The organism is Streptomyces sp. Edi2 (assembly GCF_040253635.1).
Classification (GTDB): domain Bacteria; phylum Actinomycetota; class Actinomycetes; order Streptomycetales; family Streptomycetaceae; genus Streptomyces.
On record NZ_JBEJGX010000003.1, the window covers coordinates 6,995,469 to 7,012,918 of the forward strand.

At 66.4% G+C, this 17,450-nt stretch carries 6 protein-coding genes, 3 rRNA genes and 2 pseudogenes; 7 read left to right on the forward strand and 4 right to left on the reverse strand.

The features are described 5' to 3' along the window. The first annotated feature begins 188 nt into the window (after positions 1 to 188). From ABR737_RS34180 to ABR737_RS34190, 3 genes are all read left to right on the forward strand, one after another. Positions 189 to 2,186: an NAD-binding protein gene (locus tag ABR737_RS34180; protein WP_350257037.1), complete on the forward strand. Its 1,998-nt coding sequence runs from the start codon at positions 189 to 191 to the stop codon at positions 2,184 to 2,186. A gap of 317 nt (positions 2,187 to 2,503) precedes the next feature. Next, on the forward strand, positions 2,504 to 4,555 hold the full coding sequence (locus ABR737_RS34185) for an APC family permease (RefSeq protein ID WP_350254828.1): 2,052 nt from the start codon (positions 2,504 to 2,506) through the stop codon (positions 4,553 to 4,555). Positions 4,556 to 5,051: 496 nt separating this feature from the next. Continuing rightward, on the forward strand, positions 5,052 to 6,380 hold the full coding sequence (locus ABR737_RS34190; protein ID WP_350254829.1) for a class I SAM-dependent RNA methyltransferase: 1,329 nt from the start codon (positions 5,052 to 5,054) through the stop codon (positions 6,378 to 6,380). 338 nt (positions 6,381 to 6,718) lie between these two features. Here ABR737_RS34190 and ABR737_RS34195 read toward each other — a convergent pair whose 3' ends face one another. From ABR737_RS34195 to ABR737_RS34210, 3 genes and pseudogenes are all read right to left on the reverse strand, one after another. Further along, positions 6,719 to 7,630, reverse strand: coding sequence for an MBL fold metallo-hydrolase (locus ABR737_RS34195; RefSeq protein ID WP_350254831.1), 912 nt, complete (start codon positions 7,628 to 7,630; stop codon positions 6,719 to 6,721). A gap of 50 nt (positions 7,631 to 7,680) precedes the next feature. Beyond that, positions 7,681 to 8,648, reverse strand: a pseudogene (locus ABR737_RS44015) (D-2-hydroxyacid dehydrogenase family protein). Further along, a complete protein-coding gene (locus ABR737_RS34210; RefSeq protein WP_350254835.1) occupies positions 8,641 to 9,966 on the reverse strand; it encodes an MFS transporter in 1,326 nt (441 codons plus the stop codon). Before ABR737_RS34210 ends, ABR737_RS44015 begins: the two are co-directional and overlap by 8 nt. 198 nt (positions 9,967 to 10,164) lie before the next feature. On the opposite strand from ABR737_RS34210, the gene ABR737_RS34215 reads away from it, so the two are divergent. Continuing rightward, positions 10,165 to 10,767, forward strand: coding sequence for a TetR/AcrR family transcriptional regulator (locus ABR737_RS34215; RefSeq protein ID WP_350254837.1), 603 nt, complete (start codon positions 10,165 to 10,167; stop codon positions 10,765 to 10,767). Positions 10,768 to 11,005: 238 nt separating this feature from the next. On the opposite strand, the pseudogene ABR737_RS34220 reads toward ABR737_RS34215, so the two are convergent. Then, positions 11,006 to 11,398: pseudogene (locus tag ABR737_RS34220) on the reverse strand (hypothetical protein); the annotation flags it as partial. Between the two features lie 805 nt (positions 11,399 to 12,203). On the opposite strand from ABR737_RS34220, the gene ABR737_RS34225 reads away from it, so the two are divergent. The 3 genes from ABR737_RS34225 (at position 12,204) to rrf (ending at position 17,351) form a co-directional block, all read left to right on the forward strand. Then, positions 12,204 to 13,732: ribosomal RNA gene (locus ABR737_RS34225) — 16S ribosomal RNA — on the forward strand. A gap of 305 nt (positions 13,733 to 14,037) precedes the next feature. Beyond that, positions 14,038 to 17,160 (forward strand): 23S ribosomal RNA (locus tag ABR737_RS34230). 74 nt (positions 17,161 to 17,234) lie between these two features. Beyond that, positions 17,235 to 17,351 (forward strand): 5S ribosomal RNA (gene rrf / locus ABR737_RS34235). Together the 16S, 23S and 5S rRNA genes form the textbook arrangement of a ribosomal RNA operon. Positions 17,352 to 17,450: the final 99 nt, after the last annotated feature.

Genomic DNA, 17,450 nt, shown 5'->3' on the forward strand with positions numbered 1-17,450 from the left:
GTCCGGTACAACCGTAGCCGTAATGGCGCTCCTGGTAGGGGGCGCGGTGGGCCGTGGTCGGATGCGGATCCGCGCCGTCCGCGCGACCGCCTCTCGCGCCGGGCTGCGCCGCGCGCCGCGCGTAAGGCACGCTACGAGGTGTGCCCAACCTGCCTCTCCAGCCCCAACAGGGCCACTGCACCCCGCACATGGTGGTCTGCGGCGACGATGCGCTGGCGCATCGGCTCGCCGCCGAACTCCGGGACGTCTACGGCGAACGGGTGACACTCGTCGTCCCCACCGCCCGGGAGCCGCACCGGCCCCGCATCCCGCCGCCGGCCAGAGCGCTGGACCGCGCGACCGCGCTGCTGGGCCGGATGTCGGCGGCGATGACGCGTACGACACCGCTGCCGTCCGAGGGCTTTGACGACGGCGCGGAGGCGCAGGAGGAGACCGTACGGCTCCTGGAGGCGGCCCAGCCGGACGATGCGGCGCTGGCCGCGGCCGGTGTCGCCGGGGCGGACGCCCTGGCGCTGGTCTACGACGACGATGAGCTCAACATCCACGCCGCGCTGCGGGCCCGTCGGCTCAACCCGCGGCTGCGGCTGGTCATCCGCCTCTACAACCGCAAACTCGGCCAGCATCTGGAGGAGTTGCTGGACCAGGCGGCGGCGGTCGCCGCCCTGGGCTCCGACGACGCCGGGGACGCGGAGGCCGTCGATGCCTCCACGACCGTGCTGTCCGACGCCGACACCGTGGCCCCCGCGCTCGCGGCCGCCGCGGTCGCCGGGACCAGCAAGGTCATCGAGGCGGACGGGCTGCTGCTGCGCGCCGTGGAGCGCACGCCGGTGCCGCCGGGCCGGCCCGGCAACCCGGGGCTGTGCACCCTGGCGCTGCTCTCCCCCTCCGCCAACGACCCCGAGGACGCACCGAGTTCGGCGGCAGGACACGAGGGCCCCGTACTCCTGCCGGACGACGCCGCGGCCTCGGCCGCCGTCGGCTGCGGAACCGTCGTCCTGGAGACCGTCTCCTATACGGGGCGGCCGGTGCGGCCCCGCGGACTGCGCGGCCGGGGCGCACCGCTCGCCTCGCTCTTCTCCCGGCGGCTGCGCTGGTCGCTGGCCGGGGTCGTCGGGGCGGTGCTGGCGCTGGCCGTCGCCGGCTGGCTGACCACCGGTGAGGACCCGGTGCACGCCGCCTACCTCTCGCTGCTGGACCTCTTCGCGATCAACGACCCGGCGATCCATGACCCGACGCCCCGCAAGGTGCTGCAGCTGCTGTCCGGGCTGACCGGGCTGTTGCTGCTGCCGGTGCTGGTCGCGGCGGCGTTCGAGGGGCTCGGCACCTTCCGCAGCGCCTCGGCACTGCGCCGCCCGCCACGCGGCCTGTCGGGCCACGTGGTGCTGCTCGGCCTCGGCAAGGTCGGCACCCGGGTGCTGGCGCGGCTGCACGAGATGGGTATCCCCGTGGTGTGCATCGAAGGAGACCCGGAGGCGCGGGGCATCGCGCTGGCCCGCCGCCTGCGGGTGCCCACCGTGTTGGGTGATGTCACCCAAGAAGGTGTCCTGGAAGCCGCGATGATCGAGCGCGCGGCCACTCTGCTCGCCCTGACCAGCGAGGACACCACCAACCTGGAGGCCGCCCTCTACGCCCGCTCGGTCAAGCCGCGGCTGCGGGTGACCCTGCGGCTGTTCGACGACCGCTTCGCCACCGCCGTCTACCGGACTCTGCGCGCCGCGCATCCGCGGGCGCTGACCCGCAGCCGGAGCGTCACCTACCTGGCCGCGCCCGCCTTCGCCGGCGCCATGATGGGCCGCCAGATCCTCGGCGCCATCCCCGTCGAGCGCCGGGTGCTGCTGGTCGCCCGGTTCGAGGTACGCGGCCATCAGGCGCTGGAGGGCCGTACGGTCGCCGAGGTGCTGCGGCCGGGGCGGCTGCGGGTGCTGGCGGTCGACACCTCCGCACCCGACGACCCGGAGACGGACGACGCTGCCGCCGCGCCGCAGCCCGACGCGGAGCGCGAGCCGGCACGTCTGGTGCACGAGCTCGGCGACGGCTATGTCCTGCGGCCACAGGACCGGGTGCTGCTGGTCGCCACCCGGCAGGGACTGGGCGATCTGCACGTCCGGCGCCACCGGGCGGTGGGCACGGGGGCCGGTGCCACGGAGATCGGGACCACGGGGGCCGATGCCGCCCGCCAGGGGTGACTCCGCCCGTCACACTCCGTGACGAGTGGAGTCACTTCATGACAGCCCCCGCCCCACTTCGTGACAGACCGCGTCATCCCCGTGACGCACGGCGTCAACTCCATGACGGGTCACCTCACCCCGTGACGAACGCCACGGAAACCGGGTTCCGCGGCCGCCCCGTGCGCGTGACGTGCGAATCCTGTGGAGGCGAACGGCGGCGATGCGCCCCTCAGCAGGGCGGACGCGCCCCGCTCGCCGCGGCGCGGGCTCCGCCGATGCCACCCGATCCGGTAGCGGGTGGGCGCAGACCTTGACGAAGGCTTAGCATCCTCTGCGTGTCCAAACTGACCGACGTGCCCAAACGGATCTTGATCGGGCGCGCACTGCGCAGCGACAAGCTCGGGGAGACCCTGCTTCCCAAGCGCATCGCACTCCCCGTCTTCGCCTCCGACCCGCTCTCCTCCGTGGCCTATGCGCCGGGCGAGGTGCTGCTCGTCCTGTCTGTCGCGGGTGTGTCTGCGTACCACTTCAGCCCCTGGATCGCGGTCGCGGTCGTGGTGCTGATGTTCACCGTCGTCGCGTCGTACCGGCAGAACGTGCACGCCTACCCGAGCGGCGGCGGTGACTACGAGGTCGCCAACACCAACCTCGGCCCCAAGGCCGGCCTCACGGTCGCCAGCGCACTGCTTGTCGACTATGTGCTGACCGTCGCGGTCTCCATCTCCTCCGGGGTGGAGAACCTGGGCTCCGCGATCCCGTTCGTCGTCCAGCACAAGACCCTGTGCGCGATCGCCATCATCGTGCTGCTCACGCTGATGAACCTGCGCGGCGTCAAGGAATCGGGCAAGCTCTTCGCGATCCCGACCTACGTCTTCGTGGCCGGCGTTTTCATCATGATCGCCTGGGGTCTGATCCGCGGCGTCGCCCTGGGCGACACCATGAAGGCCCCCACCGCCGACTTCACCATCCACGCGGAACAGGGTGGCCTGGCCGGCTTCGCGCTGGTCTTCCTCCTGCTGCGCGCCTTCTCTTCCGGCTGTGCCGCGCTGACCGGTGTCGAGGCGATCTCCAACGGCGTCCCGGCCTTCCGCAAGCCGAAGTCCAAGAACGCCGCGACCACCCTGGCCCTCATGGGCGGTCTGGCCGTCACCATGTTCTGCGGCATCATCGGCCTGGCCATGGCCACCCACGTCCGGATGGCGGAGGTCCCCGCCACGGACCTGCTCCAGAACGGCAAGCCGATCGGCCCCGGCTACACCCAGAACCCGGTCATCTCGCAGGTGGCCGAGGCGGTCTTCGGCAAGGGCAGCTTCCTCTTCGTCATCCTGGCCGCCGCCACCGCGCTGGTGCTGTTCCTCGCCGCCAACACCGCCTACAACGGCTTCCCGCTGCTCGGCTCGATCCTCGCCCAGGACCGCTATCTGCCGCGCCAGCTGCACACCCGCGGCGACCGCCTGGCGTTCTCCAACGGCATCGTCCTGCTGGCCGGCGCCGCCGTGGTCCTCGTCTACCTCTACGGCGCGGACTCCACCCGGCTCATCCAGCTCTACATCGTCGGCGTGTTCGTCTCCTTCACGCTCAGCCAGATCGGCATGGTCCGTCACTGGAACCGCCATCTGCGTTCGGAGACCGACCCGGCCAAGCGCCGCCGGATGCACCGCTCGCGCGCCATCAATGCCTTCGGCGCCTTCTTCACCGGCCTGGTCCTGGTCGTCGTCCTCCTGACGAAGTTCACCCACGGCGCGTGGGTGGCGCTGCTCGGCATGGTCATCTTCTTTGTGACGATGTCCGCGATCCGCCGCCACTACGACCGGGTCGCCGACGAGATCGCAGCCGAGGAGACCCCCGACGACGATGTGGTCCGCCCCTCCCGGGTGCACTCCCTCGTCCTGGTCTCCAAGGTGCACAAGCCCACCCTGCGCGCCCTGAACTACGCCAAGCTGATGCGCTCCGACAGCCTCGAAGCGGTCAGCGTGGATGTCGACCAGGCTGACACCAAGGCCCTGCGGGAGGAGTGGGAGCGCCGCGGCATCGAGGTGCCGCTGAAGGTCCTGGCCTCCCCGTACCGCGAGATCACCCGGCCGATCATCGACTACGTCAAGTCGCTGCGCCGGGAGAGCCCGCGCGACGCCGTCTCCGTCTACATCCCCGAATACGTCGTCGGCCACTGGTACGAGCACCTTCTCCACAACCAGTCCGCGCTGCGCCTCAAGGGCCGCCTCCTCTTCACCCCCGGCGTCATGGTCACCTCCGTGCCCTGGCAGCTGGACTCCTCCGAGGCCGCCAAGCTGCGCGCCCGCAAGCGCGCCGAGTGGAACGCCCCGGGTGCGGTCCGCCGCGGCCCGGTCTCCCAGCCGAAGAAGGAAAAGGCGCCCACCAAGAAGTAGGGGCGCCGCCGCCCCGACAGGACACCGGGGCGGCGTTCTACGGCAGCGGCACCGGGGCGGCGCTGTACGGCAGCGGCCCACTGGGGCGCGGTACGGGCAGCGGGACGCCACGTCGAGGAGTGGTGGGCCGCAGCCGCGGCGGGGCGCGCGATCCAGTGGTGGGCGGCACGCCCCGAGGAGGTGCGCGACCCGACGGCGGGCCGCGCGTCCCGACGTGAGGCGCGCGATCCAACGACGGGCCGCATCCCCGACGAGGGAGCGGTCCGCAGTCCGCAGGACGGCCCCACCCGGCCGCCCCGCCCGGCCGCCCCGCCCCGCCCGGCCGCCCCGCCCGGCCCGGGCGCAGCACGGGGCCGGGGCATGACACGGTGGGACGTAGACTTGACGGTCGGCATCCCGCCGTACCTCTGGCCGTAAACCCGGCCGTACCGCGCGCCGTATCGCCCCGTACTGCCCCGTCTCGCCCCGCACCACCCACCACAGGAGTCCTCCCGCCATGCAGGCAGAACCGAAGAAATCGCTGGTCGGCGAGGAGTACGAGGTCGAGGTCGGCCCGGTCGCACACGGCGGCCACTGCATCGCCCGCACCGACGAGGGCCAGGTCCTCTTCGTGCGGCACGCCCTGCCCGGTGAGCGGGTGATCGCCCGCGTCACCGACGGCGAGGAGGGCGCGCGCTTCCTGCGTACCGACGCGGTGGAGATCCTCACCCCCTCCAAGGACCGGGTCGAAGCCCCCTGCCCCTTCTCCGGCCCCGGGAAGTGCGGCGGCTGCGACTGGCAGCACGCCGCTCCCGGCGCACAGCGCCGCCTGAAGGCGTCGGTCATCGCCGAACAGCTGGAACGACTGGCCGGACTGTCGCCGGACGACGCCCACTGGGACGGCACGGTCGAGCCCGCCCCGGGTGACAAGGTCGCCAAGGGCGAGGTCCCCGCCTGGCGCACCCGCGTCCAGTACGCCGTCGACGCCGACGGCCACGCGGGCCTGCGCAAGCACCGCTCGCACGACGTCGAGCCGGTCACCCACTGCATGATCGCCGCCCCGGGTGTCTCCGAACTCGGCATCGAGAAGCGCGAGTGGCCGCAGATGGCGACCGTCGAGGCGATCGCCGCCACCGGCTCGAACGACCGCCAGGTCATCCTCACCCCCCGCCCCGGCGGCCGCCTCCCCATCGTCGAACTCGACAAGCCGGTCTCCGTCCTGCGGATCGGCGAGAAGGACGGCGGCGTCCACCGCGTGCACGGTCGCCCCTTCGTCCGCGAGCGCGCCGCCGACCGCACCTGGCGGGTCGGCAACGGCGGCTTCTGGCAGGTCCACCCGAAGGCCGCCGACCTCCTCGTCGAGGCCGTCATGCAGGGCCTGATGCCCAAGAAGGGCGATATGGCCCTCGACCTCTACTGTGGCGTCGGCCTCTTCGCGGGCGCCCTCGCCGAACGCGTCGGCGACAAGGGCGCGGTCCTCGGCATCGAGTCCGGCAAGCGCGCAGTCGAGGACGCCCGCCACAACCTCCAGGACCTCGACCGGGTACGCATCGAACACGGCAAGGTCGAGGCGATCCTCCCCCGCACCGGCATCACCGACGTCGACCTCGTCGTCCTCGACCCGCCCCGCGCCGGCGCCGGCAAAAAGACCGTCACCCACCTCGCCTCCCTCACCCCGCGCCGCATCGCCTACGTCGCCTGCGACCCGGCAGCCCTCGCCCGCGACCTCAAGTACTTCGCGGAGGCGGGGTACGCCCCGCGGCGGATGCGGGCGTTTGATCTGTTTCCGATGACGCATCACGTGGAGTGCGTCGTGGTGCTGGAGAAGGCGGCCAAGGGCGCCTGACCTGTGGGTTTGTGGCTTGGGTGGGGGCTCGACCAGTTTCCCTCCGCGGAACGGGCCGAGCGGACCGATTGGTTGCTGGAGGTGCCCTGACCTGCGGGTCCGCGGCCCAGTAGTGACTGCTTCGGCGACGCTGTCAGGGTGTCGCACAGAGATCTTGACGCTCGGATGACGCTTGAGCTGAAGGTCTGGCCCAGTCACACGGTGCTCATTACCGGCGTGGCACCTCTGGAGCCGTCAGGCGAGGCCAGAACTCCTGCGAAAGCGGGGGCCGGCTCTCGCCCATGAAGCCGGCGGCCTCCCCTTCGCGCTTCATGCCGAGGCCGCTGCGGGTGGGAGGCCTACCGGTTGTCTGTCTCGTCCTGCCAAGGGCGCCAGTGGCCGGTGTCGTCGACGGTGCCGAGTTGCTGGTCGGCGAAGTGCACGCCGAAGCCGAAGACGTCGCCCTGGGCCAGGAATTCCACGAGCCGGCGACGTGAGTGCTCGGCCTGGGCACGGTGGTGGTCGAGGACGACTTCCCAGTCGGGATGCTGGATCTGGACGGGTGAGTGCAGGGCGTCGCCGAAGGCCACGATCCGGCGGCCGTCACCGGTGTCGAGGATCCAGGCCGTGTGCCCGGTGGTGTGCCCGGGCAGCGCCCAGGCGCGTACTCCCTCGGCGATCTCTGTTCCGTCGGCGACAGCTGTGGTCCGTTCGCTTTGTCCGGCGAGCCGTGGGCCGGAGGCGGGGTTCAGGCCCTGCAGTTCTCCTTCCCCGACGACCCAGCGCGCGTGGGGGAACAGGCTGCGCGGGTCGTCGACGGCGTCCGGCCGGGCCCATCCCGTGTGGTCGTCGTGCAGGTGGGTGAAGGCGACCGTCTCCAGAGTGGCCGGGTCGACGCCCAGGCCTTTCAGATGATCGGGCAGGTTCTGTACGTGGTCGAAGCCGTGTTGGAAGTGTTCGGGGTCCTCGCCCGAGATCCGGCCGTGGCCGGCGTCCAGGAGCAGGCGCTTCCCGCGACGCTCGACGAGCAGCGCGCCGCATCCCATGGCCAGGTGGCCCGCGTCCGTCATGTGGGGACCGTGGTCCGTCCAGTCCTTGTCGGCGGAGGTGGGATAGACCCGGGTGGGGATCATGTGGACGCCGGCGTCGGGGACATAGGTGAGGGTGAGGTCACCCAGGGTCCGCGTCCACAGATTCGGCAGGCGGCCCCCGGAATCGTCGGTGGGCTCGTGCTGCGGGTGGGCGGTGGTGGTCTGCCCGCTGGTGGTCATGGTGGGTCCCTTTCCTTGTTCGTGTGTGGGGGTGTTGAGGCGTGGTCCGCTCATGGCGTGAGGAGGCGGACCGGTTCGCCGGCGGCGTAGGCGAGGATGTCGCCGAGTGCGTCGCGGTAGAAGATCTCGTAGGCGTCGGCGGTGACGTAGCCCAGGCGTGGGGTGAGGACGGTTCGCGGAGCGTCGCGCCACGGCGAATCGGTGGGCAGCGGCTCGGTGAAGTGGACGTCCAGGGCGGCTCCGCCCAACGTTCCGGTGTGCAGCGCGGCCGGCAGGGCCTCCTCGTCGACGACGGGTGCGCGGGAGGTGTTGATCAGTAGCGCGTCCGGCCGCATGAGGGCGAGTTCGCGGGTACCGATGAGGCCGACGGTGCGAGGGGAGAGCCGGACATGGAGCGTCACGACGTCCGAGGTGGTCAGCAGTTCCCGTTTGCTGACGGGGGTGACGCCCAGTGCTTTTGCGTGCCCGGGACCGAGGTGAGTGCTCCAGGCGACGACGTCCATGCCGAAGGCGACTCCGACCTGGGCCACGCGACTTCCCACGCCGCCCAGTCCGATGACGCCCCCAGGCGGGGGCCGTTCAGGCCGCGACCCACGGTCTGCTGCCAAGTGCCCTCGCGTAGGTTGCGGTCCTCGGCGGGGAGCGAGCGGGACAGGGCGTGCAGGAGTCCCCATGTCAGCTCGGCCGTCGAGGCCAGCCCTGTGGCGCGGGTGCCGGACACCAGGATTCCCTGTCGCGCGGCCGCGGCCGTGTTGATGGCCGCGTTGGCGGGGCCCGTGGTCACCAGCAGGCGCAGGTTCGGCAGCCTGTCGAGCACGTCGGCGGGGAAGGGGGTGCGCTCGCGCATGGCTACGACCACATCGGACGGCTCCAGCGCGGCGATCACCTCCTCGGGGCTGCCCAAGTGCTCGAAGAAGTAGGTGAGATGGGCGGCTTCGGGCAGGGAATCCCAGGCGGCGTGCCGGTGTGCCGTGCGCTGGTAGTCGTCCAGGGTCGCCACTCGGCGGATCTCAGGCACGAGCGGTCTCCTCGGCGTGTGCGTAGGTGCGGTCCGCGTGTGCGCCAGAGGTACGGGCCGCGTGGACGTTTTCGTCCGCCGACGGATCGGCGAGCGGTTCCGCGGGGCTCGGGCGGAGCAGTTCCAGGGACCAGATCGCGAGGCCGATCAGCGCGATCACCGCTCCGAGCGCGGAGACCCCTGCCCAGCCCACGAGCGGATACAGCGCGGCTGTCAGTGCGGAAGTAACAGTGCTGCCGGCGAAGGCGGAGACCATGAGCGCTGTGGTGACCCGGCTGCGCGCGTGCGGGATGCGGCGGTACAGGACGCTCTGGTGGCTGATCAGCAGTGCCTGCTGTGCCAGGTTGAGCGCCACGATGCCGACCATCAGCGCGCTCAGACCGAGCGGGCCTCCGCGGCCGGCGAGGGCAAGCACGCCCCAGCTGCCCGTCAGTACGATCAGTCCGCCGGTCGTCACCTGGCGGGCGTGACCGCGGTCCGCCAGCCGGCCGGCCACCGACGCGGCGGCGGCCCCGACGACCCCGACCAGACCGAACAGGCCGATGATCGCCGGACCGTACCCGTAGGTGGGGCCGGCCAGCAGGAACGATGAGGCGGTCCACAGGACCGTGAAGCCGCCCATGCCGACCGCGGCCAGAGCCATGCGCCTGCGCAGCAGCGACTCGGTGCGCACCAGAGTCACCACCGAGTGCAGCAGCCGGGGATAGGGCGTCTTCGCGGCCGGCGGTACGAGAGGCAGCACCAGGCGCAGGGTGATCGCCAGCACCACCATGACGCCCGCCGCGAAGACGAACACCAGCCGCCAGTCCCCGAATTCGGCCAGCACCCCGGCAACCGTCCGCGCGAGCATGATGCCGATGAGCAGGCCGCTCATGACCGTGCCCACCACCGCGCCGCGTTCATGATCGCCGGCCAAAGAGGCGGCCATCGGCACGACGATCTGCGCCACGGCGGAGGTCCCCCCGACAAGCGCGACCGAGGCGTACAGCGCACCCAGCGAGGGGGAGGCCGCCGCACCGAGGAGAGCGACAGCGCTCAGGGCGAGCAGCCCGCTCACCAGCCGGCGCCGTTCCAGCACATCACCCAGAGGGACCAGCAGCGCCAGCGAGAGCGCGTAGCCGATCTGCGAGGAGGTGACGATCAGGCCTCCGGCCCCCTCGGAGACACCCAGCGCCTTGGAGATAACGGGCAGCAACGGCTGCGCGTAATAGATGTTCGCGACCGCCGCGCCGCACGTCACCGCCAGCAACAGCACTATCGCGCGGCTCAGCGGGGAGCGGACGACGGCCCCGTCTTGGCTGAATTCTGGATCGTTCATGCCGGAATACTTGCCTTGACTCGGCGTGCCGGTCAAGCGATTTCAGATCGATTGATCCATAAGTGATCAGCATTACTGTGCGCCGTCGACGTGCGGACACTTCGGCACTTGGTGCTTTGTGGAGCAGTTGGTCCAATATGGGAGGCAGGGAAGCGCTCCCCCTGCCGGAACGCTCGTCTTGTGATGCAGGAGGTCCATATGCCACCAGCCGGCCGTCCCCGCGCCTTCGATATGGAGGCCGTACTAGAGGCCGCGATGCTGCTGTTCTGGGAGCAGGGTTACGAAGCGACCTCGCTGGCACAGCTGCGAGCCGCCACCGAGCTGTCCTCCGCGAGCCTGTACGGCGCCTTCGGCTCGAAAGAAGGGCTGTTCAAGCAGGTCGTCGAGCACTACATGAAGGGGCCGGGCGGCACGATCGACATCACCGAGGACGAAACGGTCAGCCCGCGAGAGGCCGTGGCCGGCCTGCTGCACCGCTCGATCGACATGCAGGCCGACTCGTCCCACCCCACCGGCTGTCTCATCGCCCTGTCCGGCACGATGCGGGCACCAGGAGAGGAGCACGCCGCAGTGCGCGCGACCGTGGCGGCACGGCGTGAAGCCGACCGGGTGCGCATCAGGGCCTACGTGGAGCGAGGCATCGCCGCGGGCGAACTCGATGCCGACGCCGACGTCGACGGGGTGACCGCCATGATTCACAGCTTTCTCCTCGGCCTCTCCACGCAGCTGCGCGACGGGGTGGCCGCAACGACTCTGCACACGGCGGTCGGCGTCCTGCTGCTCAACTGGCGCCGCGCATAGAGAAGGAGTCGGCCTGCGGCTCCCGTCGGTCGCGACCGGCCGGACGCCGCTTGGCCACCAGGTGCCCGAGGACGGGGCTCCAGCACCCACGCGCGTTCCGGAGAGGCCGTGTAGCAGGACGACGGGCAGGAAGCCGCTCGTTCTTACGCCTCGTTCTTCGTCACGCACTCCGCACGCGCGGGCGCGGCCTGCGCAGCCTCGCCCGCGAAGCCCGCCTTCTGGCCATCGGTCCCGCCGGTCCGATCTCCCGGAGGAAGCCGCAGAACACATCAAGTTGCTCTGGCCCTGCAACTCCCGCGGATCGACGCCGAAGTCGACTTCATCGTCGGCATGGAACCGGAAGATCGCCAACTCATCTGCAGTCGGCCAGACCCGCAGGTCCGGACACTCGGCATCCGCCGGGCGGGACAGCATGGCCTTCGCCCGGGCGGGACAGCACGGCCTTCGCCCGGGGCACCGGAAGCACCGTCTCTCCTTCGGAGTACTGGCACGTCCGGCCCCTCTCCTCGACTGGATCGAGGACCTCCTGCCAGTCCTCCACGGAGGCAATCGGGACACGCACATCTGGCAAAGACCCCATCAAGCCAAGGTCGAAGAAGCACTTCACGTCATCCCACACCAGGTCGGCCACCCCGCCCTGCCGCCCGGCTCGCCGACCCCACGCCCCCCCCGTTCCTCTTGGCCAAAGACATGGGGCCCCCCCCGAGTCGTGCCGCACTCATAGGATCGTGTAGGTTTTTCGAGTTGCCACGGAGCCGACAGGCACCAGGCAGCCATCCCGCCGCAACAGCGGCACACCACTACTGCACGGCCCCTCACCGGGACCAATTTCGGCATGCCGAAATTCGACCGTGACGTGATTATGCGTCAACGAGGAATTCCGCTAAAGTAGTGATCACGCCGAAAGGCGCGGCAACGCAAGAAGTCGCACCCCAGGCGAACCCCCTCCGACGGGGAATCGGAAACGAATTCGGACCGGCAACGGAACGAAATCGGGTCTGCTAGAGTCGGAAAGGCCGGAAAGCGAAAGCCGGACGGCCGACCCGCTCCAACACGGGGCCGGAGACGGAAACGGATCTGGTAAGGTTGGAAACGCGAAGAAGCCGAAAGGCGGAAACGCACCGGCGAAAATCGGGCCCGCAAGGATCTGATAGAGTCGGAAACGCAAGACCGAAGGGAAGCGCCCGGAGATCCTGGTGAAACAGGAACAAAGGAAGCGTCCGTTCCTTGAGAACTCAACAGCGTGCCAAAAGTCAACGCCAGATATGTTGATACCCCGTCGACCGGAAACTTCCGGGAGATGAGGTTCCTTTGAAAAAGTCCACCACGGCCCATGCGGTCGGGGTGGCACACACAGCGAGGATGCTGTGAACGACCGGACTTATTCCGTCTGGTTGTTCCGCTCTCGTGTGTGTTCACCGGATTACCGGTAAACATTCACGGAGAGTTTGATCCTGGCTCAGGACGAACGCTGGCGGCGTGCTTAACACATGCAAGTCGAACGATGAACCTCCTTCGGGAGGGGATTAGTGGCGAACGGGTGAGTAACACGTGGGCAATCTGCCCTTCACTCTGGGACAAGCCCTGGAAACGGGGTCTAATACCGGATACGACTACCGACCGCATGGTCTGGTGGTGGAAAGCTCCGGCGGTGAAGGATGAGCCCGCGGCCTATCAGCTTGTTGGTGGGGTGATGGCCTACCAAGGCGACGACGGGTAGCCGGCCTGAGAGGGCGACCGGCCACACTGGGACTGAGACACGGCCCAGACTCCTACGGGAGGCAGCAGTGGGGAATATTGCACAATGGGCGAAAGCCTGATGCAGCGACGCCGCGTGAGGGATGACGGCCTTCGGGTTGTAAACCTCTTTCAGCAGGGAAGAAGCGAGAGTGACGGTACCTGCAGAAGAAGCGCCGGCTAACTACGTGCCAGCAGCCGCGGTAATACGTAGGGCGCAAGCGTTGTCCGGAATTATTGGGCGTAAAGAGCTCGTAGGCGGCTTGTCACGTCGGATGTGAAAGCCCGGGGCTTAACCCCGGGTCTGCATTCGATACGGGCAGGCTAGAGTTCGGTAGGGGAGATCGGAATTCCTGGTGTAGCGGTGAAATGCGCAGATATCAGGAGGAACACCGGTGGCGAAGGCGGATCTCTGGGCCGATACTGACGCTGAGGAGCGAAAGCGTGGGGAGCGAACAGGATTAGATACCCTGGTAGTCCACGCCGTAAACGTTGGGAACTAGGTGTGGGCGACATTCCACGTCGTCCGTGCCGCAGCTAACGCATTAAGTTCCCCGCCTGGGGAGTACGGCCGCAAGGCTAAAACTCAAAGGAATTGACGGGGGCCCGCACAAGCAGCGGAGCATGTGGCTTAATTCGACGCAACGCGAAGAACCTTACCAAGGCTTGACATACACCGGAAACGTCTGGAGACAGGCGCCCCCTTGTGGTCGGTGTACAGGTGGTGCATGGCTGTCGTCAGCTCGTGTCGTGAGATGTTGGGTTAAGTCCCGCAACGAGCGCAACCCTTGTTCTGTGTTGCCAGCATGCCCTTCGGGGTGATGGGGACTCACAGGAGACTGCCGGGGTCAACTCGGAGGAAGGTGGGGACGACGTCAAGTCATCATGCCCCTTATGTCTTGGGCTGCACACGTGCTACAATGGCCGGTACAATGAGCTGCGATACCGCGAGGTGGAGCGAATCTCAAAAAGCCGGTCTCAGTTCGGATTGGGGTCTGCAACTCGACCCCATGAAGTCGGAGTTGCTAGTAATCGCAGATCAGCATTGCTGCGGTGAATACGTTCCCGGGCCTTGTACACACCGCCCGTCACGTCACGAAAGTCGGTAACACCCGAAGCCGGTGGCCCAACCCCTTGTGGGAGGGAATCGTCGAAGGTGGGACTGGCGATTGGGACGAAGTCGTAACAAGGTAGCCGTACCGGAAGGTGCGGCTGGATCACCTCCTTTCTAAGGAGCACTTCTTACTCGGACTTGTCCGGGTCAGAGGCCAGTACATCAGCGAATGTCTGATGCTGGTTGCTCATGGGTGGAACGTTGACTATTCGGCACACTCGGTTGGTTGTCACTAGTACTGCTTCGGCGTGGAACGTGGGGATTGATGGAGTGGGCCGGGCACGTTGTTGGGTATCTGAGGGTACGGACCGTTGAGTCTGGACCTTCGCGATGCCGGCCCCAGTGAACTCAGCCTTCGGGTTGGGGTGGTGGGTGGCTGGTCGTTGCTTGAGAACTGCACAGTGGACGCGAGCATCTGTGGCCAAGTTTTTAAGGGCGCACGGTGGATGCCTTGGCACCAGGAACCGATGAAGGACGTGGGAGGCCACGATAGGCCCCGGGGAGCTGTCAACCAAGCTTTGATCCGGGGGTGTCCGAATGGGGAAACCCGGCAGTCGTCATGGGCTGTCACCCGCTGCTGAACACATAGGCAGTGTGGAGGGAACGCGGGGAAGTGAAACATCTCAGTACCCGCAGGAAGAGAAAACAACCGTGATTCCGGGAGTAGTGGCGAGCGAAACCGGATGAGGCCAAACCAGTCACGTGTGATACCCGGCAGGGGTTGCGTGGTTGGGGTTGTGGGAGTTCTCTTTTGCAGTCTGCCGGCTGTGAGACGAGTCAGAAACCGTTGATGTAGGCGAAGGACATGCGAAAGGTCCGGCGTAGAGGGTAAGACCCCCGTAGCTGAAACATTAGCGGCTCGTTTGAGAACCACCCAAGTAGCACGGGGCCCGAGAAATCCCGTGTGAATCTGGCGGGACCACCCGTTAAGCCTAAATATTCCCTGGTGACCGATAGCGGATAGTACCGTGAGGGAATGGTGAAAAGTACCGCGGGAGCGGAGTGAAATAGTACCTGAAACCGTGTGCCTACAAGCCGTGGGAGCGTCGCTGTATGTGCTTGCACATGCAGTCGTGACTGCGTGCCTTTTGAAGAATGAGCCTGCGAGTTTGCGGTATGTTGCGAGGTTAACCCGTGTGGGGAAGCCGTAGCGAAAGCGAGTCCGAATAGGGCGTTGAGTAGCGTGCCCAAGACCCGAAGCGGAGTGATCTAGCCATGGGCAGGTTGAAGCGGAGGTAAGACTTCGTGGAGGACCGAACCCACCAGGGTTGAAAACCTGGGGGATGACCTGTGGTTAGGGGTGAAAGGCCAATCAAACTCCGTGATAGCTGGTTCTCCCCGAAATGCATTTAGGTGCAGCGTCGTGTGTTTCTTGCCGGAGGTAGAGCACTGGATAGGCGATGGGCCCTACCGGGTTACTGACCTTAGCCAAACTCCGAATGCCGGTAAGTGAGAGCGCGGCAGTGAGACTGTGGGGGATAAGCTCCATGGTCGAGAGGGAAACAGCCCAGAGCATCGACTAAGGCCCCTAAGCGTGTGCTAAGTGGGAAAGGATGTGGAGTCGCAGAGACAACCAGGAGGTTGGCTTAGAAGCAGCCACCCTTGAAAGAGTGCGTAATAGCTCACTGGTCAAGTGATTCCGCGCCGACAATGTAGCGGGGCTCAAGCACACCGCCGAAGTCGTGTCATTGCAGTAATACTCCCAACGGAGGCTGTGATGGGTAGGGGAGCGTCGTGTGCCGGGTGAAGCAGCCGTGGAAACGAGTTGTGGACGGTTCACGAGTGAGAATGCAGGCATGAGTAGCGATACACACGTGGGAAACGTGTGCGCCGATTGACTAAGGGTTCCTGGGTCAAGCTGATCTGCCCAGGGTAAGTCGGGACCTAAGGCGAGGCCGACAGGCGTAGTCGATGGACAACCGGTTGATATTCCGGTACCCGCTTTGAAACGCCCAGTATCGAATCCATTAATGCTAAGGCCGTGAAGCCGGCCTGGAGTCTTCGGACAAAGGGACGTGGTGGAGCCGCCGATCCAAGGTGGTAGTAGGTAAGCGATGGGGTGACGCAGGAAGGTAGTCCAGCCCGGGCGGTGGTTGTCCCGGGGTAAGGGTGTAGGCCGTGTGGTAGGTAAATCCGTCACACGTTAAGGCTGAGACCTGATGCCGAGCCGATTGTGGTGAAGTGGATGATCCTATGCTGTCGAGAAAAGCCTCTAGCGAGTTTCATGGCGGCCCGTACCCTAAACCGACTCAGGTGGTCAGGTAGAGAATACCGAGGCGTTCGGGTGAACTATGGTTAAGGAACTCGGCAAAATGCCCCCGTAACTTCGGGAGAAGGGGGGCCATTGCTGGTGATGAGTCTTGCACTCTGAGCTGGTGGTGGCCGCAGAGACCAGCGAGAAGCGACTGTTTACTAAAAACACAGGTCCGTGCGAAGCCGTAAGGCGATGTATACGGACTGACGCCTGCCCGGTGCTGGAACGTTAAGGGGACCGGTTAGTCACATTTCGGTGTGGCGAAGCTGAGAACTTAAGCGCCAGTAAACGGCGGTGGTAACTATAACCATCCTAAGGTAGCGAAATTCCTTGTCGGGTAAGTTCCGACCTGCACGAATGGCGTAACGACTTCTCGACTGTCTCAACCATAGGCCCGGTGAAATTGCATTACGAGTAAAGATGCTCGTTTCGCGCAGCAGGACGGAAAGACCCCGGGACCTTTACTATAGCTTGATATTGGTGTTCGGTTCGGCTTGTGTAGGATAGGTGGGAGACTTTGAAGCAGCCACGCCAGTGGTTGTGGAGTCATTGTTGAAATACCACTCTGGTCGTGCTGGATGTCTAACCTGGGTCCGTGATCCGGATCAGGGACAGTGTCTGGTGGGTAGTTTAACTGGGGCGGTTGCCTCCTAAAGAGTAACGGAGGCGCCCAAAGGTTCCCTCAGCCTGGTTGGCAATCAGGTGTTGAGTGTAAGTGCACAAGGGAGCTTGACTGTGAGACTGACGGGTCGAGCAGGTACGAAAGTAGGGACTAGTGATCCGGCGGTGGCTTGTGGAAGCGCCGTCGCTCAACGGATAAAAGGTACCCCGGGGATAACAGGCTGATCTTCCCCAAGAGTCCATATCGACGGGATGGTTTGGCACCTCGATGTCGGCTCGTCGCATCCTGGGGCTGGAGTCGGTCCCAAGGGTTGGGCTGTTCGCCCATTAAAGCGGTACGCGAGCTGGGTTTAGAACGTCGTGAGACAGTTCGGTCCCTATCCGCTGTGCGCGTAGGAGTATTGAGAAGGGCTGTCCCTAGTACGAGAGGACCGGGACGGACGAACCTCTGGTGTGCCAGTTGTCCTGCCAAGGGCATGGCTGGTTGGCTACGTTCGGAAAGGATAACCGCTGAAAGCATCTAAGCGGGAAGCCTGCTTCGAGATGAGTACTCCCACCCCCTTTGAGGGGTTAAGGCTCCCAGTAGACGACTGGGTTGATAGGCCAGATATGGAAGCCTGGTAACGGGTGGAGTTGACTGGTACTAATAGGCCGAGGGCTTGTCCTCAGTTGCTCGCGTCCACTGTGTAGGTTCTGAAGTAACGACCTGTGTTTTTGCCGGGTTGGTTAACTTCATAGTGTTTCGGTGGTCATTGCGTTAGGGAAACGCCCGGTTACATTCCGAACCCGGAAGCTAAGCCTTTCAGCGCCGATGGTACTGCAGGGGGGACCCTGTGGGAGAGTAGGACGCCGCCGAACAATCATTGTGGGAAAGCCCCGCACCTTATGGTGCGGGGCTTTCCTGCGTTCCGGGGCCCATCCGTCCCCGCTGCGCGGGTCCTTGAGACGCCCGGCCTG

Bases quoted from the DNA above. Each gene is read 5' to 3' on its own strand.
- ABR737_RS34180 (WP_350257037.1), top strand. From the start codon at position 189: ATGGTGGTCTGCGGCGACGATGCGCTGGCGCATCGGCTCGCCGCCGAA.
- ABR737_RS34190 (WP_350254829.1), top strand. From the start codon at position 5,052: ATGCAGGCAGAACCGAAGAAATCGCTGGTCGGCGAGGAGTACGAGGTC.
- ABR737_RS34195 (WP_350254831.1), bottom strand. From the start codon at position 7,630: ATGACCACCAGCGGGCAGACCACCACCGCCCACCCGCAGCACGAGCCC.
- ABR737_RS34210 (WP_350254835.1), bottom strand. From the start codon at position 9,966: ATGAACGATCCAGAATTCAGCCAAGACGGGGCCGTCGTCCGCTCCCCG.
- ABR737_RS34215 (WP_350254837.1), top strand. From the start codon at position 10,165: ATGCCACCAGCCGGCCGTCCCCGCGCCTTCGATATGGAGGCCGTACTA.